The organism is Marinobacterium sp. MBR-109, from assembly GCF_040547565.1.
In the GTDB taxonomy this organism is placed as follows: domain Bacteria; phylum Pseudomonadota; class Gammaproteobacteria; order Pseudomonadales; family Balneatricaceae; genus Marinobacterium.
Map to the genome: position 1 here is coordinate 526,778 of NZ_JBEPPZ010000001.1, position 25,584 is coordinate 552,361.

At 56.9% G+C, this 25,584-nt stretch carries 24 protein-coding genes and 1 tRNA gene; 23 read left to right on the forward strand and 2 right to left on the reverse strand.

The genetic code is table 11. The features are described from left to right. The first annotated feature begins 8 nt into the window (after positions 1-8). From hpaE to ABIE60_RS02620, 16 genes are all read left to right on the forward strand, one after another. On the forward strand, positions 9-1,544 hold the full coding sequence (hpaE, locus tag ABIE60_RS02545; protein ID WP_354467506.1) for a 5-carboxymethyl-2-hydroxymuconate semialdehyde dehydrogenase: 1,536 nt from the start codon (positions 9-11) through the stop codon (positions 1,542-1,544). Positions 1,545-1,618: 74 nt separating this feature from the next. Further along, entirely contained in the window at positions 1,619-2,524 is a 906-nt protein-coding gene (gene hpaA / locus ABIE60_RS02550; protein WP_354467507.1) for a 4-hydroxyphenylacetate catabolism regulatory protein HpaA, read from the forward strand. Between the two features lie 41 nt (positions 2,525-2,565). Further along, positions 2,566-3,891, forward strand: coding sequence for a hypothetical protein (locus tag ABIE60_RS02555; RefSeq protein ID WP_354467509.1), 1,326 nt, complete (start codon positions 2,566-2,568; stop codon positions 3,889-3,891). 41 nt (positions 3,892-3,932) lie between these two features. Then, on the forward strand, positions 3,933-4,355 hold the full coding sequence (hpaR, locus tag ABIE60_RS02560; protein ID WP_354467511.1) for a homoprotocatechuate degradation operon regulator HpaR: 423 nt from the start codon (positions 3,933-3,935) through the stop codon (positions 4,353-4,355). A gap of 201 nt (positions 4,356-4,556) precedes the next feature. Then, positions 4,557-5,408, forward strand: coding sequence for a 3,4-dihydroxyphenylacetate 2,3-dioxygenase (gene hpaD, locus ABIE60_RS02565; protein ID WP_354467513.1), 852 nt, complete (start codon positions 4,557-4,559; stop codon positions 5,406-5,408). A 95-nt stretch (positions 5,409-5,503) separates the two neighbouring features. Then, positions 5,504-6,934, forward strand: coding sequence for an aldehyde dehydrogenase family protein (locus ABIE60_RS02570; protein WP_354467515.1), 1,431 nt, complete (start codon positions 5,504-5,506; stop codon positions 6,932-6,934). 57 nt (positions 6,935-6,991) lie between these two features. Further along, positions 6,992-8,176: a multidrug effflux MFS transporter gene (locus tag ABIE60_RS02575; RefSeq protein ID WP_354467516.1), complete on the forward strand. Its 1,185-nt coding sequence runs from the start codon at positions 6,992-6,994 to the stop codon at positions 8,174-8,176. A gap of 104 nt (positions 8,177-8,280) precedes the next feature. Continuing rightward, positions 8,281-9,207, forward strand: a complete 927-nt coding sequence (gene hpaD, locus ABIE60_RS02580) for a 3,4-dihydroxyphenylacetate 2,3-dioxygenase (RefSeq protein WP_354467518.1) — start codon at positions 8,281-8,283, stop codon at positions 9,205-9,207. Between the two features lie 153 nt (positions 9,208-9,360). Next, positions 9,361-10,545 carry a Bcr/CflA family multidrug efflux MFS transporter gene (locus tag ABIE60_RS02585; protein WP_354467519.1) on the forward strand — a complete coding sequence of 395 codons (1,185 nt, stop codon included), beginning with the start codon at positions 9,361-9,363 and terminating at the stop codon, positions 10,543-10,545. A gap of 251 nt (positions 10,546-10,796) precedes the next feature. Next, a complete protein-coding gene (locus ABIE60_RS02590; protein ID WP_354467520.1) occupies positions 10,797-11,966 on the forward strand; it encodes a p-hydroxyphenylacetate 3-hydroxylase oxygenase component in 1,170 nt (389 codons plus the stop codon). A gap of 146 nt (positions 11,967-12,112) precedes the next feature. Then, complete coding sequence (locus tag ABIE60_RS02595; protein ID WP_354467522.1) at positions 12,113-13,051, forward strand: p-hydroxyphenylacetate 3-hydroxylase reductase component; 939 nt, start codon at positions 12,113-12,115, stop codon at positions 13,049-13,051. A gap of 196 nt (positions 13,052-13,247) precedes the next feature. Further along, positions 13,248-13,988, forward strand: coding sequence for a helix-turn-helix transcriptional regulator (locus ABIE60_RS02600; RefSeq protein WP_354467524.1), 741 nt, complete (start codon positions 13,248-13,250; stop codon positions 13,986-13,988). A gap of 87 nt (positions 13,989-14,075) precedes the next feature. Further along, complete coding sequence (locus ABIE60_RS02605) at positions 14,076-14,963, forward strand: DMT family transporter (protein WP_502914932.1); 888 nt, start codon at positions 14,076-14,078, stop codon at positions 14,961-14,963. Positions 14,964-15,080: 117 nt separating this feature from the next. Continuing rightward, positions 15,081-16,010 (forward strand): exopolyphosphatase, encoded by a 930-nt coding sequence (locus ABIE60_RS02610; protein ID WP_354467526.1) that lies wholly within the window; start codon positions 15,081-15,083, stop codon positions 16,008-16,010. An 86-nt stretch (positions 16,011-16,096) separates the two neighbouring features. Continuing rightward, complete coding sequence (locus ABIE60_RS02615) at positions 16,097-18,232, forward strand: mechanosensitive ion channel domain-containing protein (protein WP_354467527.1); 2,136 nt, start codon at positions 16,097-16,099, stop codon at positions 18,230-18,232. After that, complete coding sequence (locus tag ABIE60_RS02620; RefSeq protein WP_354467529.1) at positions 18,232-20,070, forward strand: SLC13 family permease; 1,839 nt, start codon at positions 18,232-18,234, stop codon at positions 20,068-20,070. The genes ABIE60_RS02615 and ABIE60_RS02620 overlap by 1 nt, the downstream gene beginning before the upstream one ends. Before the next feature lie 70 nt (positions 20,071-20,140). On the opposite strand, the gene ABIE60_RS02625 is transcribed toward ABIE60_RS02620, so the two are convergent. After that, complete coding sequence (locus ABIE60_RS02625) at positions 20,141-20,356, reverse strand: YMGG-like glycine zipper-containing protein (RefSeq protein WP_354467531.1); 216 nt, start codon at positions 20,354-20,356, stop codon at positions 20,141-20,143. A 242-nt stretch (positions 20,357-20,598) separates the two neighbouring features. Here ABIE60_RS02625 and ABIE60_RS02630 point away from each other — a divergent pair, with 242 nt between their 5' ends. The 6 genes from ABIE60_RS02630 to ABIE60_RS02655 all read left to right on the forward strand — a co-directional run bounded on the left by ABIE60_RS02630 (position 20,599) and on the right by ABIE60_RS02655 (position 23,965). After that, complete coding sequence (locus tag ABIE60_RS02630) at positions 20,599-20,910, forward strand: BON domain-containing protein (protein WP_354467533.1); 312 nt, start codon at positions 20,599-20,601, stop codon at positions 20,908-20,910. A gap of 103 nt (positions 20,911-21,013) precedes the next feature. Further along, positions 21,014-21,736, forward strand: a complete 723-nt coding sequence (locus ABIE60_RS02635) for a Crp/Fnr family transcriptional regulator (RefSeq protein WP_354467534.1) — start codon at positions 21,014-21,016, stop codon at positions 21,734-21,736. A gap of 163 nt (positions 21,737-21,899) precedes the next feature. Then, positions 21,900-22,415 carry an FKBP-type peptidyl-prolyl cis-trans isomerase gene (locus tag ABIE60_RS02640; protein WP_354467535.1) on the forward strand — a complete coding sequence of 172 codons (516 nt, stop codon included), beginning with the start codon at positions 21,900-21,902 and terminating at the stop codon, positions 22,413-22,415. A gap of 35 nt (positions 22,416-22,450) precedes the next feature. After that, the gene (locus tag ABIE60_RS02645) at positions 22,451-22,771 is read left to right on the forward strand and encodes a peptidylprolyl isomerase (protein WP_502914933.1); all 321 of its coding nucleotides are present in this window, start codon (positions 22,451-22,453) and stop codon (positions 22,769-22,771) included. 121 nt (positions 22,772-22,892) lie between these two features. Further along, complete coding sequence (locus tag ABIE60_RS02650; RefSeq protein WP_354467537.1) at positions 22,893-23,240, forward strand: FKBP-type peptidyl-prolyl cis-trans isomerase; 348 nt, start codon at positions 22,893-22,895, stop codon at positions 23,238-23,240. Between the two features lie 110 nt (positions 23,241-23,350). Then, positions 23,351-23,965: a DUF1294 domain-containing protein gene (locus ABIE60_RS02655; protein WP_354467538.1), complete on the forward strand. Its 615-nt coding sequence runs from the start codon at positions 23,351-23,353 to the stop codon at positions 23,963-23,965. Positions 23,966-24,055: 90 nt separating this feature from the next. On the opposite strand, the gene ABIE60_RS02660 is transcribed toward ABIE60_RS02655, so the two are convergent. Next, positions 24,056-24,132: transfer RNA gene (locus tag ABIE60_RS02660), tRNA-Pro, on the reverse strand. A 168-nt stretch (positions 24,133-24,300) separates the two neighbouring features. On the opposite strand from ABIE60_RS02660, the gene ABIE60_RS02665 reads away from it, so the two are divergent. Further along, entirely contained in the window at positions 24,301-25,485 is a 1,185-nt protein-coding gene (locus tag ABIE60_RS02665) for an acetyl-CoA C-acyltransferase family protein (protein WP_354467540.1), read from the forward strand. Positions 25,486-25,584: the final 99 nt, after the last annotated feature.

A 25,584-nucleotide genomic window follows, 5' to 3' on the forward strand; every position in this document is an offset into this window, starting at 1 on the left:
AGACTATAATGAGCGATACACTGGCTACCAATCTGGAACGCGCACAGAAATACCTGGAGCGCTTCAAGAACAACACCACCGGTCACTACATCAACGGTGAATTCACGCTGGGCAACGGCGGTCGTGAGTACGACAACCACACCCCGACCGACAACAGCTCCATCGGCAAGGTCATGGCCGGTTCTGTCGCCGACATGGATGCTGCCTGCCAGGCGGCCGAAGATGCATTCGATGCCTGGGCCAACACCCCGGGTGCGGAGCGCAAGCGCCTGCTGCACAAGTTTGCCGACCGTCTGGTTGAGCGTGCCGACGAGATCGCACTGGTCGAGTCCATGGACTGTGGTCAGGCGATCCGTTTCATGAAGCAGGCTGCCCTGCGCGGCGCCGCCAACTTCCGCTTCTTTGCCGACAAGGCACCGGAAGCGCAGAACGGTCTGGCACTGCATCAGGATGAACACACCAACTACACCATCCGCAAGGCGATTGGCCCGGTCGGCATCATCACCCCGTGGAACACGCCGTTCATGCTGTCCACCTGGAAAATCGCACCGGCACTGGCAGCCGGCTGCACCGTAGTACACAAGCCGGCTGAGCTGACACCGTTGAGCGCCTACATCCTGGCTGAAATCGCGGACGAAGTGCTGCCCAAGGGCGTGTGGAACATGGTCAACGGTTTCGGCGAAGACGCCGGCAAACGCCTGACCGAACATCCGGCCATCAAGGCAGTGGCGCTGGTCGGTGAATCCGCTACCGGGTCTCACATCATGCGTCAGGGTGCCGAAACCTTGAAGCGCATGCACTTCGAGCTGGGCGGCAAGAACCCGGTTATCGTATTTGACGATGCCGACTTTGAACGCGCACTGGATGCAGTCGTATTCATGATCTACAGCCTGAACGGTCAGCGCTGCACCTCCTCCAGCCGTCTGCTGATTCAGAGCGGTATCCGCGACAAGTTCATCGCGGCGCTGGAGCAGCGTGTGCGTAACCTGCGTGTCGGTCACTCACTGGATCCGGAAACCGAAGTGGGCCCGCTGGTCGCCACCGAGCACTTCAACAAGGTGCTGAGCTACTTCGACATCGCCAAGGAAGATGGTGCCAACATCGCCGTGGGCGGCAGCCGCATTACCGAAGCCAAGGCTGAGCTGAACCCGGCTGGCAACTATGTCCACCCGACCCTGTTCACCGGTGCCAACAACAAGATGCGCATCGCCCAGGAAGAGATCTTTGGCCCGGTGCTGACCGCCATCAGCTTCGATACCGAAGAAGAAGCGATCCAGATTGCCAACGACACCCAGTACGGTCTGTCCGGCTACATCTGGACCGAGAACACCGGTCGCGCCATGCGCATGGCCAAGCACGTTGAAGCCGGCATGCTGTGGGTGAACTCCGAAAACAACCGCAACCTGCCGTCTCCGTTCGGCGGTATCAAAATGTCCGGCATCGGCCGTGACGGCGGTGACTGGAGCTTCGACTTCTACATGGAAACCAAGAACGTCTGCATCGCGCACGGCACCCACCGTGTACCGACGCTTGGCAAGCGCTAAGCCTTGCCGCTACAGCCCTGTCGGCACCTTCGGGTGCCGGCGTGGCTGCCTGCCTTTTCTGTTATAGTGGCCTCATGAGCGCCAGCGATCACAGCGAATGGATTCCCAACATCATTCTGGGACAGGATTACGACCGTCGTTATATCGACGCGCCGATCCATTATGACGTACTGGAAAATCTGGCCGTATTCTTCGGCCGGGACATGCCGGTTCACCGCCACGCGCAATACCTGCAGATTCACTACATCGACCGGGGCGAGATCAGCTTCCACATCGATGACAAGATCTACCACGCCCGCGGCCCCAGCCTGATCCTGACACCCCCTTCAGTCCCTCACTCATTTCTGACCGAACCCGAAGCCTGCGGCCATGTACTGACCATTCATCAGTCCATCGTTTGGCAACTGCTGAAGGATGGCCTTGAGCAGGAGATGCAGACCGAACTGAATCATGGCATTTGCATCGTGCGTGCCGATCTGGAGCCCGAACAGCGCACCCAGTGGCCTTTGATTACCCAGACCTTTCGCAACCTCAAGGTCGAGTGGTTTCGGGAACATCCGGCCAAGCGGCTGGCACTGCACACACTGGTACGGCTACTGCTGATTCAGATCAGCCGACTCTCGGCCAAGGAGGCGGAAAGCACCGCCGTCAACAACGATGACCTGCAGATCTTCCGGCGCTTCTCCGATCTGATCGAAGAGCACTACCGCGAACACTGGCACCTGCCGGAGTACACCGATCGGCTGGGTATCTCCGAGAGCCGGCTGCATCAGATCTGTCAGCGGGTCTCCAACCGTTCACCCAAAAAACTGATCCACGACCGCATCATTCAGGAAACCAAACGGCTGCTTACCTTCAGCAACCTCTCCAGCAGTGACATCTGCTATCAGCTGGGATTTTCTGATCCTGCCTACTTTTCCCGCTTCTTCAAACGCCACACCGGCGTCACGGCACAGCGTTATCGCAGCCAACAGCAATAGGCTGGCTGGACTGTTAATTAATATATTAATAAAATGCTGCCATGCAACAGAACCCAACTGCCGGGGAACGCTCCGGAATCGCCATAGACGCCCTTTCAGGCCTGCTGATCTTTGCCACCCTGGTCATGGCACTGATCGATACCTTCGATCTGGCCGTGCTGGCCCTGCCGGCAACGCTCACGGCCTGGGCCTTTGTGCTGCTCGAATATCTGCGCCTGAACCGCAAGCAACGCATTCAGATCAGCGCACTATGTGCCATCGGAGCGGCGTTTACCAGCTGGGCCTGGAGCCAAGGCTCGGATGCACGATTGATCGACCTGCTGGGTGAGCACCTCAAACTGGCGATGCTGCTGGCGGCCGTGAACTTCATCCGCCTCAGTACCCGCCTGGCACCGGCCACCGATACGCCCGGTCCGCGCAGCTTTCTGCTCACGCTCGGCGGGATGCACCTGTTTTCATCCGTCGCCAACTTCTCATCCATGCTGCTGGTGGGCGAGCAGATCAAGCGCAAAGGAACCCTTAGCCCGTTATCACAGATCATTCTGGCACGCGGCTTCAGCCTTGCGATCATGTGGTCACCCTTTTTGAGCATACTTCCGCTGGTGCTTGAGCAGGTGCCCGGTGCTGACCTCTACAGTATTTATCCGTTCTCGGCCGCACTGGCGGTGATCGGCCTGTTGCTCACTTTTGTGGATGTGCGCCATCGACATAACGACGAATATCGTCACTATTCCGGCTACCCCATGACACTGGGTACCCTGTTGCTGCCGCTGTGCCTGATCAGTACAATCCTGCTCGTTGCATGGATTTGGCCACATTTGCCGACCGTGGGTGCTGTATCACTGTTGGCGATACTGACGCCACTGCTGCTGTTGACGCTGCGCAGCGGCCCGTTACAGGCGACATCCCGAGTGATTGAGCATGTCACCCAACGTCTGGCGGATACTCGCGCCGAAATATCACTTTTTCTCAGCGCCGGCTTTCTCGCGGCCGGGGTCAAGGCATGCATTGCTGCAGGGCTGATCGATCTGCCGTTCACCCACACCGATGCGACGGTGGCATCAATGGTGATGGTCTCGATCGTGGTGCTTGCCTATCTGGGCATTCACCAGTTCGCGCTGGTGGCGATCTGTGCCGGTCTGCTGGCTGATGTCACCACGGCCCCGACACTGATGGCGATCGCCTATATAGTGGCCACATCGGTTTCCATGTCCGGCAGCACCTTCAGCGGGGTAAACTTTATTCTTCAGGCGCGCTTTGCCTGCCCGGCGCGCAGCCTGCTGACAAACAACCTGAACTATTCAGTGATGATGCTGGTCGCGGCCAGCCTGCTGATCTACTTAATGCAGTATATGGGGGTCCGGTGACCATCCTGCAGCCGATACGAACAACAGGTAGTGAGACTCTGATGCGTAAATACGAAGACTCCATCCCCCTGAAACTGCTGAAGGCGCGCGAGGTGACCATGAGTTTCTTCCGCCCTGTGCTGCAGGAGATCCCGCTCACCGAACAGCAGTGGCGCGTGATTCGTGCACTCGATGAACACGGCGAGCTTGAATCCAAGCAGCTGGCTGACCTGTGCTGCATCCTCAGCCCTAGCCTCACCGGCATCATCAGCCGACTGGAACAGCAGGACTACATCCAGCGTCGACGTTCACCGGAAGATCAGCGCCGCGTGCTGATCAGCCTGACCGACAGGGCCAAGCAGATGTTTGACAGCATCAGCCCGTCACTGGAAGCCTGCTACCAGCAGATCACCGAGCAGTTCTCCAAAGAGAACATGGAGCAGCTGGACAAGCTGCTGAATCAGCTCTGCCAGATTAAACCCTGACACCCGTCAATAATCTTCAAGGTTGAACGTGCCGCCCCTTTTGGACGGCCGTTGACTTTAGATAATATGTTAACTAGCATTACTTAACATGTTAACGAAAGACAGCCCGGGTTTTTGCACCTGCAAAAACCTTGATCAGAACTGCACACAGGCATGCTCATCATTCCGGCGGCTGTCCCACAATAAAAGAAGGTGTTAACCATGGGCGAAATCGTATTAGCTGCAAAAGTGACTCACGTACCGACCATGCTGCTGTCCGAGCAGCCGGGTAAACTTCAGGGCTGTCGTCAGCAGGCGATCGACGGTCATCGCGAGATCATGCGCCGCGCGCGTGAGCTCGGTGCTGACACGATTGTGGTGCTGGATACTCACTGGCTGATCAACGCCGGTTATCACATCAACAGCAACCCGGTATTCAAGGGTAAGTTTACCAGCCACGAGTTCCCGCACTTCATCCAGAATCTGGAATATGAATACAAGGGTAATCCGGCTCTGGGCGATGCGATTGCCGCCAAGGCGACCGACAAAGGTGTATTCACTCTGTCGCATCAGGTTGAAACACTGGATCTGGAATACGGCACCCTGGTACCCATGCACTTCATGGAGCCCGGCGACATGCCGATCGTATCCGTAGCCGCTTTCTGCACCGTTCACAACCTGCAGGATTCACGCAAGCTGGGTGAAGCGATCACTGAAGCGGTAAAAGAGAGCGACTGCAAGGTTCTGCTGCTGGCGTCCGGTTCACTGTCGCACAAGATCTGGGAAAACGAGCTGTACGAAGCCAACAACGGCACCTTCACCATTTCACGTGAATTCAACCGTCAGGTGGATCTGCGAGTACTGGAGCTGTGGCAGAACGGTGAAATCGACACCTTCCTGAAAATGCTGCCGGAATACGCTCAGCATTGCTCCGGCGAAGGCGGCATGCACGATACCGCCATGCTGTTCGGCGCCCTCGGCTGGGACAAGTACACCGGTAAGGGCGAGCTGATTGGCGAGTACTTCCCCAGCTCCGGTACCGGTCAGGCCAATGTGATCTTCCCGGTACAGTAACTCTTGCAACACCCGCCGGGGATCCTCGCCCCGGCGGCTGATTCAGCCTACTCTAAACACATAACCCAACACTCATAAGCAGGCGGAGACCATCCATGCTGCAGACATCTTACCCCTACTACCTGGCCAACGAAGCCCAAGCTCCGAATCAGGACCTGGTGGTGTATGACAAGTTCACAGGCGAAGCGGCTACCCGTGTTGCCATGGCCGATGCTGCCGCCATCGACAAGGCGATCGCAGCGGCCGATGCCGCAACTGAGCCGATGCGCAAACTGCCGGCCTACAAGCGACAGGCGATCCTGAATCACTGCGTGAAGCGTTTTGAAGAGCGTGCCGAAGAGCTGGCCGTAGCCCTCTGCATCGAAGCCGGCAAACCGATCAAGGACGCCCGTGGCGAAGTCACCCGTCTGATCGATACCTTCCGTATCGCGGCCGAAGAAGCGGTCCGCATCGGCGGTGAGGTTGTCCCCATGGATATCAGCCCCCGCGCCGAAGGTTACACCGGCATGTGGAAGCGCGTCCCCATCGGCGCCTGTTCCTTCATTTCACCGTTCAACTTCCCGCTGAATCTGGCGGCACACAAGGTGGCCCCGGCCATCGCAGCGGGCTGCCCGTTCATTCTGAAACCGGCGAGCCTGACGCCGATCGGCGCCATCATCATCGGTGAAGTACTGGCCGAAACCGATCTGCCCAAGGGCGCATTCTCCATTCTGCCCTGCCACCGCGATGGTGCCGACCTGTTCACCACCGATGATCGTCTGAAACTGCTGAGCTTCACCGGCTCACCGGATGTGGGCTGGCAGCTGAAGGCCAAGGCCGGCAAAAAGCCGGTGGTACTGGAGCTGGGCGGCAACGCCGCCTGTATCGTCGACGAAGGCACTGACCTTGACGATGCGGTTGCCCGTATCGTGTTCGGCGCTTACTACCAGTCCGGCCAGAGCTGCATCAGCGTACAGCGCATCATGGTGCACGAAGCGCACTACGATGAAGTCCGCGAGAAGCTGTCCAAGGCGGTCAACGCACTGGTTCACGGCGACCCGAAAGACGAAAACACCTTCATCGGCCCGATGATCTCCGAGAAGGAAGCCACACGCCTGCACAACTGGGTACTGGAAGCAAAAGACGCCGGTGCCACGGTTCTGGCCGGCGGCGAACGTGATGGCGCCATGCTGCAGGCGACACTTCTGGAAAACGTGGACGCGGATCAGAACGTCAATACCCAGGAAGCCTTCGGTCCGGTTGCGATCCTGTCGAAGTTCTCCGACTTTGATGCAGCACTGAAGGAAGTCAACAACTCCGATTTTGGTCTGCAGGCCGGCATCTTCACCCGTGACATCTACAAGATCCAGAAGGCCTGGAACGAGCTGGAAGTCGGCGGCGTTGTGATCGGTGATGTTCCGTCCTGGCGCGTGGACCACATGCCCTATGGTGGCGTGAAGGACAGCGGTCTGGGTCGTGAAGGCGTTCGCTATGCGATCGAGGACATGACTGAGCTGCGCCTGCTGGTGATTCGCGATCCCAAGTAAGTGCTGTCCGGTGCAGTCCTGTCGGGCTGCACCGACCGCCTGACCGGCTGATATATCGTGAAACCGAATCCACCTGTTGCCCTGCTGACACTGATCGCCATGGCCAGCCCGCTGGCCCTGAATGCATTCGTGCCGGCAATGCCGGATGCAGCCGTTGCGCTGGATGCGGATATCGCCACCATTCAGCTGACCTTTACCTGCTATCTGCTGACCCTGGCCATTGGCCAGCTGATCACTGGACCGCTGGCGGACTATTTTGGCCGTCGCCCGGTGCTGCTGACAGGTCTGGGATTACACACCCTTGGCAGCCTGCTGGCCGCCTCGGCGGATGGCGTCGAGGTACTGATTGCCGGGCGCGTCCTGCAGGCGTTGGGTGGCAGTACCTGCATGGCCCTGGCTCGCACCATCATCCTGGATGTACATGGCCGTGAAGGGGCTGCCGGGCGTATGGGCTATGTGGTGATGGCCATTGCCATCGCGCAGGCCGTGGCGCCGACCATCGGTGGCTTCCTGAACCTTTGGACAGGATGGAACTCTATATTCTATCTGTCCGTGTTCATGGGCGCACTGGTCTGGCTGGTCGCGCTGCGCCTGCTGCCTGAAACCAGCCTGGCACGCAGTGACAGTCTGCACCTGAGCGGCATCTTCAGGCGCTATGGCGAAGTACTCGGCTCAGGGCAATATCTGGGCTATGTGCTGTCAACCACGGCCGTAGCCGCTGCCTTCTACCTGTTTGTCGGCAGCAGCCCTTACATCGTTACGGGTGAGCTGGGCGGCAATTCGGCACAGTTCGGCAGCTGGTTTTTGACGGTGTCGCTGGCGTTCATGGCAGGCAGTTTTCTGTCAACGCGGCTGGCGAGCCGTTTCAGTGTCGACCAGATGGTTCTCTGTGGCAATCTGCTCTCACTGTTGGGAGCCGCCTTGCTGCTGGGACTTTCACTGCTGGACCAGCTCAGTTTTGCGGGCCTGTTCCTGCCGATGGCGCTGGTGATCTTTGGCCGGGGGCTGAGCCAGCCCAATGCACAATCGGCGGCCATCAGCAGCAGTGACAGCTCAGCCGGGACCGCCTCAGGGCTGATGGGCTTTATCCAGCTGCTCACAGGTGCCGCCATTGCCCAGCTGGTGCCATCCCTGCTGGAGCATGGCACTACACTGGTATTCGGATGCATATTGGCAGCACCCGTAGTCGCTCTGCTGGCACACTTCAGTGCCTGGCGCCGGCGCTGCGACCAGGCTGCCTGACAATGCGCAGGGACGCCCACCACAACACGCCGGTCAATGATTCAAGACTATGCTGACCGGGTCGCGGCCTGACCGCCCCGGCAATGACAAGAGAGGAAAACCTGATGGGTAAACTCGCATTAGCTGCAAAAATTACGCATGTCCCGTCGATGTATCTGTCCGAGCTGGACGGCCCGCAAAAGGGATTCCGCCAGGCGGCCATCGACGGCCATCACGAAATCAGCCGTCGCTGCCGCGAGCTGGGCGTTGACACCATCATCGTGTTCGACACTCACTGGCTGGTCAACGCAAACTACCACATCAACTGTGCGGCGCATTGGGCCGGCAACTACACCAGCAACGAGCTGCCACACTTCATCTCCAACATGGAGTTTGAATACGATGGTAACCCGGAACTGGGCCGCCTGCTGGCAGAAGAGTGTAACGCTCAGGGCGTTGAAACCCTGGCGCATGACTCCACCAGCCTCGACCCGGAATACGGCACGCTGGTGCCCATGCGCTACATGAACCAGGACCGCCATTTCAAGGTAATCTCGGTATCCGCCATGTGCACTGTGCACTACCTGAACGACAGTGCACGTCTGGGCTGGGCCATGCGCAAGGCGATTGAAGAGAAGTACGACGGTACCGTGGCCATTCTGGCGTCCGGTTCGCTGTCACACCGCTTCGCCCAGAACGGTCAGGCACCGGATTTTGCCACCAAAACCTGGTCCCCGTTCCTTGAGCGACTGGACCATCAGGTCGTTGAAATGTGGCAGAACGGCGAGTGGGAAGATTTCTGCGAAATGTTGCCTGAATACGCCGTGAAAGGTCACGGTGAAGGTTTCATGCACGACACCGCCATGCTGCTGGGTGCGTTGGGCTGGTCCGAGTACGATCAGAAAGTGGAAGTGCTGACCCCCTACTTCGGCAGCTCCGGTACCGGCCAGATCAACGCCGTGTTCCCGGTGTCTCCCGTTACAGGTGATAAGGTTCCTGCACCACAGGCATCCGTCACCAAGTCCTTTGCACCGGGTTCAAGCCGCGTTTGATACCTGATGCCCGCACTCCCAACGGCCTGCACCTGCAGGCCGTTTTCATTTTGGGCACCCTGTGCACGAAAGTTTGTTAACATATTAAATAGCTTCTCAGCAGTGGTAATATCCTGACTGTAACAACCCAACACCTCACCGGGAGACCCAAGGATGTCATCGGTAGCCAACCCCCAACGCCTGATCGTACTGCTGGCCGCGCTGGTCGCCTTCGGCCCACTGTCGATCGACATGTACCTGCCCAGCCTGCCCCTGATCGCACAGGACCTGCAGGCCCCTGAATCCAGTATCCAGCTGACCATCAGCGCCTTTCTGATCGGCCTGTTTATCGGCATGCTGTTTTACGGCCCACTGTCGGACAAGTACGGCCGTCGTCGCCTGTTGCTTGGCGGCATCACACTCTACCTGTTTGCCAGTATCGCCTGCATGCTGGCGACCAGTGCCGAGTGGCTGATCGCCGCACGCTTCCTGCAGGCACTGGGTGCAGCCGCCGCCTCGGTGTTGGCCCGCGCCATTGTGCGTGACCTGTTCCCGCTGAACGAAGCCGCCCGCGTCCTGTCGCTGATGCACCTGGTCACCATGATCGCAACCCTGATTGCACCACTGGTCGGTGGCTATCTGATCATGATCTCTGACTGGCGTTCACTGTTTGTCGTGCTGTTCATCTTCGCGGCAATCGTACTGCTGGCCAGTGCCTGGAAAATTCCTGAAACCCATCACGGCGATTCACGCCGCGCCAGTGTACTGGCCGTGTTTCAGGCTTACCTCAGGATTGGTCTGCAGCCGGTGGCCATCGGCTACATTCTCTGCATGTCGCTGACCTTTGCGGGCATGTTCGCCTATATCACGGCATCGCCCTTCGTCTACATCGAGTACTTTGGTGTCAGCCCACAGAACTACGCCTGGCTGTTCAGCCTGAACATCGGCGGCGTTATCGTGCTGGTGAGCTTGAATGCCCGTTATGTGGGACAATTCGGTACACAGAGATTGCTGCTCGCCGGAGCCTCTCTTGCGGCCTTTTCAGGGCTTCTACTGACCTTCGCCGGCATTACGGAGATCGGCGGCCTGCCGCTGATTGTGCTGGCCCTGCTGGGCTTTGTCAGCGTCACCGGTGTACTCGGCGCCAACTGCATGGCCAGCCTGCTGTCACGCTATCCAGAACAGGCCGGTGCCGCAGCCGGACTGGCGGTTGCCTGTCAGTTCGGTCTGGGGGCTCTGGCAAGCTCAATCGCCAGTGCTCTGCACGATGGTACGGCCCTGCCGATGGCACTGATCATTGGCCTGACTGGCTGCGGCTCACTGGCGGCTCTGGCCCTGACCCGTCACTCTGCAGCCTGAGCCTGGCTGAACTATACTTGGGCTATCGGTTACTTTTTGATCGATAGCCCGAAGCCAGGCAGACAACAGCAATCCGGCTTAAATAAAGAAAAGTGCAATAATAAACCAGAAATTTACATTTCCTGCACGAGCCTGACTCCGCATAATCGTTTCAATCCTTCACGGATCATTATCAAGTTGTTGTTCGGGTAGCCACTCGAAAACCCAATTGCGATGTAACCGATTCCATTATTAGAAGAGAGACGATCCAGATGAACAAACAGAATCCGATGCTCGACAAACTCAAGGAGATCCTCCCTGCCATTCGCGCCAACGCTCCCAAGGCGATTGAGCTGCGTCAGGTACCTCAGGAAAACATTGAGATGCTGCACGGTATCGGTTTGAACCGTGCGTTCCTGCCCAAGGCCTACGGCGGCCTGGAAATGTCTCTGCCCGAATTTACTGACTGCATCGCTGCCCTGGCCGGCGCCTGTTGCTCCACTGCATGGGCCTACAGCCTGCTGTGCACCCACAACCATCAGATGGCGATGTTCTCCAAAAAGGCACAGGATGAGTTCTGGGCCGAAAACCCGGATACTGTAGCGTCCAGCTCCATCGCACCTTTTGGCAAGCATGAAGAAACCGAAGGCGGCATCATCTTTACCGGTGATATGAGGTGGAGCTCAGGTGTTGACCATGCTGACTGGATCATCGTCGGCTTTAACCGCTTCGACGAAGCCGGTGAAAAGGTATACAGCTTTGCGGTCATCCCCAAGAGCGATTTCACCATCATCGATGACTGGTACTCGGTCGGCATGCAGGGCAGCGGCACCAAAACCGCCAGCATCAAGGGTGTATTCGTTCCCGAACACCGCATCCAGGCAGCCCGCGACATGATGGAAGGCCGCCACGCCGGTCGTCCTCTGTACCCGGACAGCAAGATTTTCCATACTCCATACCGCCCATACTTTGCCTGTGGCTTTGCTGCCATGAGCCTGGGTGTCGCCGAGCGCATGATTGATGTTTACAAGGAACTGACCCAGAACCGTGTCCGTGCCTACACCGGCGCTCAGGTGAAAGAGTCCATTCCGCCGATCCTGCGTATCGCCGAGTCCTATCAGCAGGTATGTGCCGCTCGCGCCTATCTGGAAAAGACCTGGAACGAGCACAAGGAGTATGGTGAGCGTCACGAATACCCGGACCGTTACACTCTGGCGCACTGGCGTACCAACCAGGCCTATGCCATCAAGATGTGTGTTGAAGCCGTCAACCGCCTCTGGGCGGTGATGGGTGCTTCCAACTGGTATGAGGATCGCGAGAGCCAGCGCCTGTGGCACGAGTCCAACATGACCGCGGCCCACGCCTACACCGACTATGATGTCTGTGCCCAGATCATTGGTCGTGAACTGCTGGGTCTTGAGCCGGATCCCACACTGCTCTGATCTCTGCAATATCCAGAGGCGCCCTCCTGTTCCTTGCGGGCGGGCGCCTTTTTCCTTTTGACGGGAACACCTCACCCGCTGTCAGGTGTGTTGTCTGTAGCTCGTCTACTATAAGAATGTTGTTAACCCGACCCCCAGGTGCTGTTATGAGCAATCAAGTCACTGAATTCGATCCCAAGGCATTTCGTCGTGCGCTGGGCAACTTCGCCACCGGTATTACCGTTGTTACCGCACAAACCCCGGACGGCGTTAAAACAGGTGTAACCGCCAACAGCTTCAACTCCGTTTCCCTGGACCCGGCTCTGATTCTGTGGAGCATCGACAAGCGCTCCGGCAGCTGCGAAATCTTCCAGAAGGCAACTCATTTTGCCGTCAACATCCTTGCTGCTGACCAGATCGATCTGTCAAACCACTTTGCTCGTCCCGGCGAAGACAAATTTGCCGGTACTGATTTCAACGCCGGTCTCGGTGGCGCTCCCTTGCTGCCGGATACCGCTGCCTGCTTCCAGTGTGAAGCCTACGAAACCGTTGATGGTGGCGATCACTGGATTCTGATCGGCAAGGTTGTAGCCTTTGAGGATACCGGCCGTGCACCACTGGTTTACCATCAGGGCAGCTACTCTGTGGTGATGCCACACTCCCGCTTCCCTGCCAAGAAAGAGGATGAGCCGGCTGCCATCGAACGTCTCAAGTCCCGCTTCAAGGACAACCTGTACTACTTGATGGTGCAGGCGATTCGTACCTATCAGGCCGATTATGCGCCGCTGCAGCTGTCCACAGGTCTGCGCACCAGTGAAGCACGCATGCTGATGGTACTTCAGGAAACGCCGAAGCTGTGCCGCAAGGAACTGCTGCGTGAAGTCAACATGCCTGAGGTTGAAGTCGACAATGCGGCTGAGATCCTGCAGCGCAAAGGATTGGTGAGCCTTTCGGATGAGCACTACAACATCACCGCCAGCGGCGAAGAGCAGGCCGAAGCCCTCTGGGCACTGTCCAGGCAGGAACAGGACAAGATGTTCGGTGAGTTCAGCGAAGACGAGATCGCAACCTTCAAGAAGATTCTGACCAGTCTCGCCTGCCGCTAAGCACGACACGCTGTTTCCACCCCGGCATGTTCCCCCGAGCATGCCGGTTGCCGGAGGGCCGGCCACCGACTGATTAGACGGCAGTCCGTGGTCGAACCGCTCTCCGGCTTTTGATTGCGTTCTCCCGCCCGTGCCCGTTCTGGGTTAAGCTTCAGCAAAGCATAAGAACCACCCGCACTTGCCGCAGGAGAGCTGGATGCCATCACAGATGACACCTGACTGGAGCCCATTGTTCAATGTATTGGATGTACTCGAACAACTGGGTACTCACAGTTTTTACGATGTCTTTCTTGACTGGCTTCACCAGGAGTTCGGTACCGAACAGTGCATGGTGTTCTACTGTGAAGACGGCCATCAGGTCTCGACTCTGCTGTTCAAGGACTATGCGCGAGAGGCCTCCGCCAGACAGCTGGCCGAAGCCTACGTCGGCGAGCGACACTACCTGCAGGACCCGAATTTCAGCATCCTGAAAACCATCGCGCCGGGCGAGGTACAGGTGGTTCGCTTTGACTCCGTCAGCAATGATATGGGGTTACATTATCGCAAGGCCTTTTTTGAATCGCCGGGCTTTCTCGACAAGCTGGCGATCATCAGGGGGACCGAAAGCGGCAACTATTACGTCAACCTTTACCGCCGCAGCTCCAGCTTTGACAGCCGCTTTGACGACGACAGCTTTACTCGCCGCGTGGGCGCCCTGATCAGCGTACTGCTGACCAAGCACTTTGCTCTGAATGAACGGCTGCGCCTCGAGGGCCCGCTGGCGTTTCTGTCCGAACGCGAGCAACAGGTATGCCGGGCAGTACTGCGTGGCAAAAAAAATGAAGCCATCGCCGCCGAGCTGGACATTGCCGCCAGCAGCGTGATCACCTATCGCAAACGCGCCTATGAAAAACTGGGCATCACCAGCCGCGCCCAGCTGTTTGCGCTCTGCACCTGATCCACTGGGCATCGGTCATCTTTTTGAGAACGTCCCGATTTAGACTTTCTGCTAACATACACGCTTTGCCCACCGACTACGCAAGGGATGCAGATCTTGTCCACCCATCAGAAAGCCGACCTGTTGCTGCTGCTCACCACCATTCTTGCTGCGGCTGGCTGGATTTTCTCGCGTGAGGCCGTGCAGGGCATGTCACCCCTGCTGTTCATGGCACTGCGGTTTATCAGTGCCGGCCTGATTCTGGCGGCTATTGGCTGGTCAGCCATGCGTCTGTTTACACGGCTGCAATGGAAAAGTGCCTGCCTGGTCGGTGTCTTTTTTGGTACGGCACTTAGCTTCTGGATAGTGGCACTGGAGATGACCAATCATGTGGGAGTCGGTGCCTTTCTGACCGGGCTTGGGGTCGTCCTCGTGCCCTTGATCAGCCTGCTGTTTGGTGACCGCTCCGGGCCCTATGTTTTCCTGTCACTGCCTTTGGTCATCGCTGGCCTTGCCTGTCTGTCACTGGACAGTGAATTTCACCTTGGCGTGGCGGAAGCGCTGTTTCTGCTGTCCGCCCTGTTTTTCTCGCTCACGTTTATTCTCAACAGTCGTGCCGCCGCACGCCTGCCGGTGCTGCCCCTGACCGCCGTGCAACTGCTGGTCACTGGCCTGATAAGCGCGCTGGCCTCGGTGTTTCTGGAGGAGTGGCAATTTGATCAGTCGGCGAGCATCTGGGGCTGGCTGATCGCCAGCACACTCATTGCCACCAGCCTGCGCTTTCTGGTGCAAACCCATGCTCAAAGCCTGGCCCCCCCCAGTCACACGGCCATTATCATGACACTGGAACCCGTCTGGACAGCCCTGCTGGCGATGCTCTGGCTCGGAGAATCCATGACCACACTGCAGCTCAGTGGCTGCGCGCTCATCTTTACAGCGATGCTGGTCAATCGCTGGCCGGCTTTGCGCAGCTGGCTACATTCACCTCGTGCATAGGCGTTACAGGTCAACAAGCACGCTTTTTCCTGCCCCACAAAGCGCTTCAGGCTTCAGCCACCCGTACGGCTGTGTTACTTTCCGGATACGGTCAATTAATTCTGGGAGCTGTTGCTGATGTCCGCTGAAAAATTTCGCCTCGTTACCCGCAGTGATTTCGACGGTCTTGTCTGTGCCGTGCTGCTTAAGCACCTGGACCTGATCGACGATATCAAGTTCGTTCACCCCAAGGATATGCAGGATGGCAAGGTGGATATCACCGCTCGCGATATCACGACTAACCTGCCCTACGTAAAAGGGGTCAATCTGGCATTTGATCATCACCTGTCTGAAACCCTTCGTAACGAGAAGGTGGACAATCACATCATCGACCCCGATGCACCCTCAGCCGCCCGCGTGGTATGGAAATACTACGGCGGCCATGACGCCTTCCCCGTTGCGTGGGACGAGATGATGGACGCCGTGGACAAGGGCGACTCGGCCCAGTTCACTCGGGAAGAGGTGCTTAACGCAGAAGGATGGGTACTGCTCAACTTCCTGATGGACGCCCGTACCGGCCTCGGGCGCTTCCGGGAGTTTCGCATCTCCAACTATTCCCTGATGATGGATTTGATCGATTATTGTAAAAACCACAGCATTGAGGAGATCCTTGACCTGCCCGATGTGAAGGAGCGGGTTGAGCTGTACTTTGAACAGGAAGAGAAGTTCAAGCAGCAGATTCAACGCTGCGCGACCGTTCACGGCAATCTTGTGGTACTGGACCTGCGCCATGAGGAACAGATCTGGGCCGGCAACCGTTTTATGATTTATGCGCTTTACCCCCAGTGCAACATTTCTATTCACGTACTCTGGGGCCTCAAGCAACAGAACACGGTGTTTGCCACCGGCAAGTCCATTTTTGATCGCAGCGCCAAAACCAATGTCGGCGAGTTGATGCTGCAATACGGCGGTGGCGGTCATCATGCAGCCGGTACCTGTCAGGTTGAGAACGACCGTGCCGAAGCGGTTCTGAACGAGCTGATCACACGCATCAACGCTGACGGCTGAGCCAGAAACGACAACGCCGACAGATATTCCCGCTGTCGGCGTTATGCTAATCTGGACCTGCGTCGAGCAATCAACGGAGGCCCAAATTGACGTTTACACTGCGATACCTGCTCATTCTTGTCAGTCTTGTATGCACCCCTTTGGCCCTCGCCGAACCCGCCAGCACCGATCCCGCTGCAGACTCCGCACACATTGAAAGTCTCACGGCTGAAACCGATGCGGAAGCCCCCCTCTCGCTGCCGCGTAAACTGGCACAGCTAAGCAGCAGTATCGCAGCCGATATGGGACAGCAGGTCATACATCTGGCCTCAACGGCCCGTGACTTGCTGTCAGGCGAACTCACCGGGTCCGAGTCCGGTTTCGACTCTGTCGTCTTCACTGATGCAGCCCTTAATTTGGGCATGGTGATCCTGTCCACTCTGGCCGTTTTCTTTCTGGTGAGGCGCCTCACGCGTCCCCTGTTCGCTGTATTCAGTCGCTGGACTGGCGCAGGTGCAAGACCCACACCCGTGTTGCGCCTGGTGCTCTGTGTCGCACTTGCAACGGTACTGGACCTGCTGCTGGTGGTATTGGCCTATGTCAGCGGCAGCCTGATCGGCACATTCCTGATTGGCGAGAGCGGTGAGCTGACCACTCGGGCCTCCCTGTTTTTGAACGCGTTTCTGATCATCGAAGGCCTGAAAGTGGGTATTCGCATGCTGCTTCAATCCGAACATCAGGGGCTGCGCTTGCTGGCCATTGATGCCAACGAAGCAGAGTTCTGGAACCGCTGGATCGGCAAGCTGATCAGCCTTGTGGGCTACGGCCTGATGACACTGGTACCGCTGATCAACCTGTACCTGTCCAAAACACTGGGCGAAGCAGTCGGTACCCTGATCACGCTGTTGGCATATGGCTATGCAATGACCGTGGTATTAAAGCACCGCAATCGCCTGCGCATGGCGATTGAATTGCGCGCGAACAATACGGAGGGTGGTATTGCCCAGGTATTATTGAAACTGCTGTCCCGCAGCTGGCACTTGCTGGCAATTGCCTACTTTACACTGGTACTGGTACTTACGTTCACTCGGCCGGAAGATGCACTGCCCTTTGTACTGCTGGCAACCATCAAGGGTATTGCTGCCATCGTGGCTGGCCTGCTGCTTTCGACTCTTCTCGGTCAGACACTGGGCCGCCGACTGACCTTGTCCGACGAGCTGAAACACAAACTGCCGCTGCTGGAGTCTCGCATCAACAGCTATCTGCCCAGTGCGCTCTACTTCCTGCGGGCCATTCTGTTTGTTTTTGTTGTCATGCTGATCCTGGGCGCCTGGGGAGCATTCAACATCAGCGACTGGCTTGCCTCTGAAATCGGTCGTATGCTGGTTGGCAAGACCATCGCAATTGCGGTCATCCTCACCGTCGCCTTTGCAGCTTGGGTCGCTCTTGCCAGTGTGATTGAGCATAAACTGAATCCCGAAACCGGTACCGGTGAACCGTCACCGCGCATCAAAACGCTACTGGCACTGTTCCGCAACGCGGCGGCAATCACGCTCATCACCATGACGGGTATGGTGGTACTGTCCGAAATCGGTATCAATATTGGCCCATTGATCGCCGGTGCCGGGGTACTGGGGCTGGCGATCGGCTTCGGCTCGCAGAAACTGGTCCAGGACATCATCACCGGAGTGTTCATCCAGCTCGAAAATGCGATGAATACCGGCGATATCGTCACCGTAGGCGGTATCACCGGCACGGCTGAGCGCCTGAGCATCCGCTCGGTCGGGATCCGTGACCTGAACGGCACCTATCACCTGATTCCATTTTCCAGCGTAGATACCGTCTCCAACTACATGCGTGAGTTCGGTTATCACGTGGGCGTCTATGGCATTGCCTATCGGGAAAGCATTGATGAGGCGATCATTCATTTGCAGAACGCATTTGAGGAGCTGGCGGCCAATGAAGAAACAAAAAGCAAGATACTGGAACCGATCGAGATTTCAGGCGTAACGGCACTGGCTGACAGTTCGGTCAATATTCGCGTCCGGATCAAAACCACACCGGGCGATCAGTTTTCGGTGGGCCGAGCCTACAACCGGCTGGTCAAAATCCACTTCGACAATGCCGGTATCGAGATTCCTTTCCCGCATACCACCCTGTACTTCGGTCAGGAAAAGAACGGCAGTGCTCCACCGGCCAATCTGCGACTGGAGCAACCTAACCCAACACAAGAGCCAACCTGATGACTCAGGACCAGCTTCTGATCATATTCATCCTGCTGGTTACCATGGTGATGTTCATCTGGAGCCGCTGGCGGCATGACATGGTGGCGGGCAGTGCACTGCTTGCATGCGTACTTGTGGGCCTGATCGATCCGCAGGATGCTTTTCTTGGCTTCGCACACCCGGCCGTCGTGACGGTTGCCTGCGTGCTGGTCCTGAGTCGAGGCCTGCAGATATCCGGCGCTGTGGATATTCTGACGCGTCACGCACTGCCTAAAAAGGCAGGCGTTACACTCAGCCTTGCCGCCCTGACGGGGCTGGGTGCATTCCTGTCCGGTTTCATGAACAATGTCGGCGCCATGGCGCTGCTGATGCCGGTCGCGGTGCAACTGTCTGGCCGTCTTGGACTTACCCCCGGACAGGTACTGATGCCACTGGCTTTTGGCACCATTCTTGGGGGCATGACAACGCTCATCGGTACCCCACCCAACCTGATTGTGTCCGGCTTTCGCCGTGAGAGTATCGGCACCGGTTTCGAAATGTTTGACTTCACCGCCGTGGGCCTGTCGGTGGCTGTGTTGTGTGTGCTGTTTATCGCTCTGCTTGGCTGGCGGCTGGTACCGGCACGTAAGCAGCCGGGCACAGAAGGCTTCGAGACCGGCGCCTATATCACTGAGGCCAGGGTCCCCAAGGACAGCAAAGTGGCCGGCATGTACCTGCGTGAGGTAGAGGCCGAACTCGATGAGGCTGATGCCCAGGTTATCGGCCTGGTACGTAACGAAGTCAAAGTGAATGCGCCCTCTTCCGGACGTCGTATCAAGGCGGGGGATATCTTGGTCATCGAGGCTGATGTGGAGTCATTGGCCGGTGTACTGAGCGCACTGGGACTGGAGCTGGAAGAAGCTGGCTCGTCATCGGAGGACGAGGAGGACGAAAAGGCTGCCAAAACTGATGAAGATACAGAGCAGCAAGAGGATGACAGCGAGTCTGACAACAACGGCGACGGCATGATGCTGATGGAGCTGGTAGTGCGTGCCGAATCATCACTGCAGGGCCGTTCCGCTCGTGATATTCTGCTGCGCACTCGCTACGGACTCAACCTTCTGGCCGTATCGCGTGAAGGCTCCCGTTCCAAGGCCCGCCTGCGTACACTCAAAATAAGACCCGGCGACTTGCTGCTGATGCAAGGCTCTGAAGAGGCGCTGGCCGGATTTGCAGCGGATACCGGCTGTGTGCCACTGGCAGAGCGGGAGTTGCGCATCCCTGATCGCGGCAAGGCGCTGACCGCCAGCCTGATCATGCTGGCATCGGTGGCGGCAGCCGCTTTCGCACTCCTGCCCACCGCCATCGCCTTTGCGGCAGGCGTACTGGCATCAATGGTGCTGCGAACGGTACCTCTGCGCTCAGTGTATGACGCCATCGACTGGCCGGTAATCGTTTTGCTCGGGGCGCTGATGCCCGTTGCCTCCGTGATGGAAAGCACAGGTACTGCAACATTGATTGCCGAGCTTTTAATGCAGCATGTCGCCCAAGGCAACGGCCCGATCGCAATCGCGCTGATCCTGACGCTCACCATGCTGATTTCCAGTGTTGTGAATAACGCCGCGACAGCCGCCGCCATGTGCCCCATCGCACTGGGTACCGCCGCTGCCTTGGGTGTTGATGCCGATGCCTTTCTGATGGCGGTTGCCATCGGCGCTTCATGCGCCTTCCTGTCGCCAATAGGGCATCAAAACAACACCCTGATCCTGGGGCCCGGTGGCTTCAAGTTCGGAGATTACTGGCGTCTGGGGCTGCCCGTTTCTCTGCTCGTCGTGGTTATCAGTATTCCACTGTTGTTGCTGGTGTGGCCGCTGTAAACGTGCCGCAGAGATCACCGTCAGCCGGCGATACAAAGACCAGACCGATCCATGTACCGCCGACCAACCTTTACTTGTCAATTTCGTGGCCGATTACGCCACCCACTGCCGCACCACCAACGGTGCCGACTGCACTTCCTCCGGTTAAAACCGCACCACCAACGGCACCAACACCGGCACCTATCGCGGTATTCTGGTCTTGTGCCGACATGCCCGAACAGGCTGTCAGGCCAAACAGCATGACAGCCGCTGCAGGAACAAGTACTAAACGCTGCAAGTTTTTCATGGTATTACCTCTTTCATCCTTTCACAGGATGTCTAGCCACAACCGTTCGGTTGCAATTGTCATTGTCCCTCTATTGTTCCCTGTCATCTGTGCGCTAGCACCCGTACACAGATAAAAGCGCAATTGCAGAATTCAACTATCATTAAGACCGACAGAGAGGACGTGCGCCGTACGTGCTGCTTGTCAGTTCAGTCGAACGCTAACCGACTGCCAGTCTTCAAGACTATCCGGAGCACTAAATCATGACATTACTACAACGTTTCCCCGCTTTTTTCCTGGCTGCAATGTTGGCCTTGCTGGTAGGTTGCGCATCCACATCCCAACAGGAAGGGACCGGCGAGTATATAGATGACACGGTCATAACCACCAAAGTGAAAGCGGCGATATTCAACGAACCCACTCTGAAGTCGGCCGAAATCAACGTCGAGACCTTCAAGGGTGTCGTGCAGCTCAGTGGCTTCGTCAATTCTCAGTCTGATATCAACAAGGCTGTTGAAATAGCGAGAAGTGTCGAGGGCGTAAAATCCGTCAGAAATGATATGAGGGTCAAGTAACGCCCCCGTAGCCTGATAAGCGCCAGGGATGGCACTCCATCCAACATCAATACCGATAGAGGTGTATTGTATTGTTTTGACCCGCAAGAACAGGAGATCAAGCGTGTCTGCCCCTCTTGACCCACGACAGAACCACTTGCTCGCAGCCATTCCGTCCGATGAATATGCCCGCATCAGCCCACATCTGGAGCAGGTCTCCTTAACGCTCGGACAGGTCCTGTATGAATCGGGTTGCGAATTGCGCTACGCATATTTTCCTACTGATTCCCTTGTCTCGCTTCTTTACGTCATGCTCGATGGTGCGCCAGCCGAAGTCGCCGTGGTTGGTAATGAAGGTATCATCGGCATAGCCCTGTTCATGGGTGGTGAAACCATGCTAAATCGTGCCGTGGTACAGGGTGCCGGCAACGCTTACCGGCTTCCGGGAGCATTATTAAAGCAGGCATTTCACGACTCGATCACACAACAGCACCTGTTGCTGCGCTATACCCAGGCGCTTCTGACACAGATGTCCCAGACTGCCGTATGCAACCGACACCACTCACTTGACCAGCAACTGTGCCGCTGGCTTCTGCTGAGTCTTGACCGACTGCCATCAAGCGAGCTACTGATGACTCAGGAATTGATCGCCAACATGCTGGGAGTACGCCGTGAAGGTGTTACCGCAGCCGCAGGCAAACTTCAGGCTGCCGGCCTCATTCACTACCACCGTGGCCATATCACCGTTATGGATCGGGCAGGACTGGAATCGAGGGTCTGCGAGTGCTATGCAGTGGTCAAGCGTGAGTACGACCGGCTGCTGCCTCTGGTCAACAACAATAAGTGAGCCGGGCTTTTCCAGTTCAGGGTTGTACAATCACGATTGAACCAGGCTCATGACCCGATGGATACAGGCCAGAGCGGTGCGGATCCAAATTGCGCGAGTGTCCCGACTGTGATTTCCTTGCGCAGCCTTTTTCATACCCGGATACTTCACGCTTTCACAATTGATGCACGAGGGGCTTGCGTTGACACAGATTACCGACAATACAGTGGTTCAGTTCTACTACACGCTGACCGACACCAACGATATCCAGATCGAAACCAACCATGGAGCCGATCCTGTCGCTTACCTCCACGGCCATGGCAGCATGATGCCGGCCATCGAGGCCGCACTGGAAGGCAAATCCGCCGGTGAAACGCTGCACCTGACTCTGACGCCCGAACAGGCCTACGGTGAGCGCAAGGACGGCCAGCAACAGCGTGTGCCGCTCAAGCATTTGCAAGGCTTGCCCAAAGGCGTACGCAGCTGGAAACCCGGCATGGTCGCCATGGTACAGACCGATCAGGGCATGCGTCAGGTGACCGTAGTCAAACCTGGCTTGAAAATGGTACTGGTCGATACCAACCACCCGCTGGCCGGCAAGACCCTGATCTACGATATTGAAGTGGCAAATGTGCGTGCCGCGACAGATGAAGAGATCGCTCACGGCCACGCGCATGGCGTTGGCGGTCACCACCACTGACGTAGAATTGATGTAACCCGACAGAAAACACAACCATGCTTAAGCTAATATCCAACCTGCTACGGAGAAAACCCATGGCCCGCGCAAGCGCACGTCACATCCTTGTCAGTTCTGAAACCAAATGCCAGGCATTGAAAGATCAAATCGCCAATGGCGCCGATTTTGCCGCCCTGGCCAAAGAGCACTCCCAGTGCCCCTCAGGTCAGCAGGGGGGCGAGCTTGGCAGTTTCGGCCCAGGCCAGATGGTTAAAGCGTTTGATGAAGTCGTGTTCAGTGCACCCATCAATGAAGTTCAGGGACCGGTGAAAACCCAGTTCGGTTATCACCTTCTGGAAGTGACCAGCCGCGAAGACTGATACTCACTGGTTGGCAACTTGATTCCGACCTGCTCGCAGGCTCTGGTTTGGTACTGTGCTGAGCCAGAGCCGTACTTTTCAGCGGCTGGATACGACTTTGTTGATACTTACGGGAACAACCATGGCTGAATTTGAACAACTGGTAATTGAGGATATTGTCGAGGGCACAGGCATCGAAGTGAAAAAAGGCGGTGCCCTGATCACGGCTCACTATCGCGGCTTTCTCGAAGACGGAACCGAGTTTGATTCCTCCTACGACAGAGCTCAGCCATTTCAGACGGTACTGAGCCGCAAGAAAGTGATTGCTGCCTGGGTCGAAGGGCTGAAAGGCATGAAGGTCGGTGGCAAACGCAAACTGCGGGTGCCTGCCCAGATGGGATATGGCGAGCGCGGCTTTGGCGAGAAGATTCCGCCAAACGCGAACCTGATATTTGAAATTGAGCTGCTGGAAGTGCTGAACCGGGAGTAGACGGCTTGCCCGAACGCTCCCAAGCCCTATTGGCAGATCAAGCCCTGAGCCCTTGCTCAATGGATGGACGAAGATGATCGGCTGCCATCACATACTTTCAGGAATGACATATGGCGATGAAAGGACGCATCAAGAAATGGAACGCCGAGAAAGGTTTTGGCTTTATTCAGCCGCTGGAAGGTGGGGATGACCTCTTTTTCCATATCAGCGCCATGCGCGACCGAAGCCTTCTGCCCCAGATCAATCAGCTGGTCACTTTTGAGCCTGACACTGATAAAGACAATCGGCCCCGCGCCGTATCGGTCATTTTGGCAGGCACCAGTGTCCGGCGACAGAGCCGAGTCCAACACTCCTCCAACCATGTGCTTATACCGCTTCTTGCTCTTTTTGTTGTCTTGGGAATGGCTGCGATGGTTGGCTTGCTCCCCTGGCAACTGCCCCTACTGATGGGACTGCTGAGTATCTGGACCTTTATTGTCTATGCCATCGACAAATCCGCAGCACAGGCAGACCGCCGTCGCACACCTGAGTCAACCCTGCACCTGTTGGCATTGTTGGGCGGCTGGCCTGGTGCACTGTGCGCACAGAACATGCTGCGTCACAAATCGCGCAAAGCGGCTTTTCGGACAACCTTCTGGTGGACGGTTATTCTTAACGTGGGTTTGATGGGCTTTTTGGTCAGCGCACCCGGTCGACAGTTGTGGGTTCCAGTACTGCAGTGGTGAATCGGCTAGATTGGGTGTCAACCCAAATGCGCCCTGGGCCAGAAACAAAAAAATCGCCAAGTGGCGATTGATGTAACTGCTTTATTTAAATGGTCGGGACGGCAGGATTTGAACCTGCGACCCCTTGCACCCCATGCAAGTGCGCTACCAGACTGCGCTACGCCCCGACTAGGCGGGAACTGACTGATCAGTTCCGAAGAGGACGCGAATATTACCTTAAGGTTTTGAAAAAAGGAAGCTTTCACAATGGTTTTTTGTCTACGCTGATTGAGGACAAGACAACCAACCTCGGAATATATAACGTTGAGAAAACAATCAGAACAATGGAGACATATATGAACAATAATGATGTTGTCGTGCTGAGCGCTGCGCGCTCGGCTATCGGCTCTTTCGGCGGTGGTCTGAGCCAGCTGGAGCCTTCTGAACTGGCCGGACAGGTAATGAAATCGTCCATTGAACGTTCAGGAGTAGACCCTGAGCTGATCCGCTACGTGACCTCAGGGCATTGCATACCGACTGATTCGCGTTTTGCCTACGTTGCACGTGTGGCTTCCATTCAGGCGGGGCTGCCCATGGACTCGGTGGCGATGTCGGTAAACCGTCTTTGCAGTTCCGGTTTGCAGGCAGTTGTGTCCACGGCTCAGGGTATCATGCTGGATGATTACGAATACGGTATTGGCGGCGGCGTCGAGGTCATGTCGCGCTCAGGCTACCTGTCGACCGCCCTCCGCAATGGTGCACGTATGGGTGACAGCACCATGATCGATATGATGGTCGCTACCTTGAGTGACCCGTTCGGTGTCGGACACATGGGCATCACTGCAGAAAATCTGGCCGAGAAGTGGGGGATCACTCGCGAAGAACAAGATGCATTCGCCGCTGAATCTCACCGTCGCGCCGTTGCGGCAATTGAGGCAGGTCATTTTAAGGATCAGATTGTCCCGATCAGTATCAAAACGCGCAAGGGTGAGTTGATTGTCGATACCGATGAACATGTGAAAGCCGGCACAACCGTCGACACTCTGGCCGCCATGCGACCCGCGTTTAAAAAAGATGGCACGGTGACCGCCGGTAACGCCTCAGGCATCAACGACGGTGCTTCCTATCTGGTGCTTGCGTCTGCCCAGGCAGCCGCACGGGATGGCCACAAACCGATGGCCCGGCTGGTCTCTTACGCGGTAGCGGGTGTTTCCAATGAAATCATGGGCGAAGGCCCCATCCCGGCTACACGCCTGGCACTCAAGAAAGCCGGGTTGAGTCTGGCCCAAATGGACGTTATTGAATCCAACGAAGCCTTTGCTGCACAAGCGTTGGCGGTGGCCAAAGGGCTGGAATTGGATCTTGCCAAGACCAACCCCAACGGCGGCGCCATTGCACTGGGTCATCCGGTAGGCTGCTCAGGCGCCTATATTGCCACCAAGGCGCTGCACGAATTGCAGCGAACTCAAGGGCAATATGCGCTGGTCACCATGTGTATTGGTGGCGGTCAGGGCATCGCGGTTATCTTTGAACGTCTCTGAAGGCAGTCGTTGACAAGACACCCCCTGACCGGGGTGTCTGTATCCAAATCCGAAATTCAGCCTGCTTTGCCTCACCTCAACCTCGTTAAAACGTGATTT

Bases quoted from the DNA above. Each gene is read 5' to 3' on its own strand.
- hpaE (WP_354467506.1), top strand. From the start codon at position 9: ATGAGCGATACACTGGCTACCAATCTGGAACGCGCACAGAAATACCTG.
- hpaA (WP_354467507.1), top strand. From the start codon at position 1,619: ATGAGCGCCAGCGATCACAGCGAATGGATTCCCAACATCATTCTGGGA.
- ABIE60_RS02555 (WP_354467509.1), top strand. From the start codon at position 2,566: ATGCAACAGAACCCAACTGCCGGGGAACGCTCCGGAATCGCCATAGAC.
- hpaR (WP_354467511.1), top strand. From the start codon at position 3,933: ATGCGTAAATACGAAGACTCCATCCCCCTGAAACTGCTGAAGGCGCGC.
- hpaD (WP_354467513.1), top strand. From the start codon at position 4,557: ATGGGCGAAATCGTATTAGCTGCAAAAGTGACTCACGTACCGACCATG.
- ABIE60_RS02570 (WP_354467515.1), top strand. From the start codon at position 5,504: ATGCTGCAGACATCTTACCCCTACTACCTGGCCAACGAAGCCCAAGCT.
- hpaD (WP_354467518.1), top strand. From the start codon at position 8,281: ATGGGTAAACTCGCATTAGCTGCAAAAATTACGCATGTCCCGTCGATG.
- ABIE60_RS02585 (WP_354467519.1), top strand. From the start codon at position 9,361: ATGTCATCGGTAGCCAACCCCCAACGCCTGATCGTACTGCTGGCCGCG.
- ABIE60_RS02590 (WP_354467520.1), top strand. From the start codon at position 10,797: ATGAACAAACAGAATCCGATGCTCGACAAACTCAAGGAGATCCTCCCT.
- ABIE60_RS02595 (WP_354467522.1), top strand. From the start codon at position 12,113: ATGAGCAATCAAGTCACTGAATTCGATCCCAAGGCATTTCGTCGTGCG.
- ABIE60_RS02600 (WP_354467524.1), top strand. From the start codon at position 13,248: ATGCCATCACAGATGACACCTGACTGGAGCCCATTGTTCAATGTATTG.
- ABIE60_RS02605 (WP_502914932.1), top strand. From the start codon at position 14,076: ATGCAGATCTTGTCCACCCATCAGAAAGCCGACCTGTTGCTGCTGCTC.
- ABIE60_RS02610 (WP_354467526.1), top strand. From the start codon at position 15,081: ATGTCCGCTGAAAAATTTCGCCTCGTTACCCGCAGTGATTTCGACGGT.
- ABIE60_RS02620 (WP_354467529.1), top strand. From the start codon at position 18,232: ATGACTCAGGACCAGCTTCTGATCATATTCATCCTGCTGGTTACCATG.
- ABIE60_RS02625 (WP_354467531.1), bottom strand. From the start codon at position 20,356: ATGAAAAACTTGCAGCGTTTAGTACTTGTTCCTGCAGCGGCTGTCATG.
- ABIE60_RS02630 (WP_354467533.1), top strand. From the start codon at position 20,599: ATGACATTACTACAACGTTTCCCCGCTTTTTTCCTGGCTGCAATGTTG.
- ABIE60_RS02640 (WP_354467535.1), top strand. From the start codon at position 21,900: ATGCACGAGGGGCTTGCGTTGACACAGATTACCGACAATACAGTGGTT.
- ABIE60_RS02645 (WP_502914933.1), top strand. From the start codon at position 22,451: ATGCTTAAGCTAATATCCAACCTGCTACGGAGAAAACCCATGGCCCGC.
- ABIE60_RS02650 (WP_354467537.1), top strand. From the start codon at position 22,893: ATGGCTGAATTTGAACAACTGGTAATTGAGGATATTGTCGAGGGCACA.
- ABIE60_RS02655 (WP_354467538.1), top strand. From the start codon at position 23,351: ATGGCGATGAAAGGACGCATCAAGAAATGGAACGCCGAGAAAGGTTTT.
- ABIE60_RS02665 (WP_354467540.1), top strand. From the start codon at position 24,301: ATGAACAATAATGATGTTGTCGTGCTGAGCGCTGCGCGCTCGGCTATC.